Raw genomic sequence first — 278 nt, 5'->3', positions numbered from 1 at the left:
GAAGATCGGGACGCGGCGGAACGTCTCAGAACAGGAGGCTGTCTGGGCGGGCAGGCCGGTCAACTACGCAGCCAAGTGTGCGCAGGCTGCTGAGCGACACGAGATGATTGTTACCCAACAGGTGTGGGGGAAGTTCAAGAACAACGACTACATCGCCTTCAGTTGTGACTGCAACGAAGGTCCTACTGCGAACCTGTGGACGGATACGACTGTTGACCGTCTCCCACAGGACGACCAGGCTGCCGTTGTTCTCAAATCGGGTTGGTGCGAGAAGTGCG

1 protein-coding gene is annotated in these 278 nt (G+C 58.3%); it reads right to left on the bottom strand.

The features are described 5' to 3' along the window. Positions 1-25 precede the first annotated feature (25 nt). Positions 26-278: hypothetical protein (locus tag KVS67_RS11950; RefSeq protein ID WP_217565444.1), on the bottom strand; the 253-nt coding region annotated here is incomplete at its 5' end.

The organism is Micrococcus sp. GbtcB5 (genome assembly GCF_019091605.1).
Taxonomy (GTDB): domain Bacteria; phylum Actinomycetota; class Actinomycetes; order Actinomycetales; family Micrococcaceae; genus Micrococcus; species Micrococcus luteus.
The sequence above is the reverse complement of the archived record's forward strand: the minus strand, read 5'-3'. Positions and strand labels throughout refer to the sequence as shown.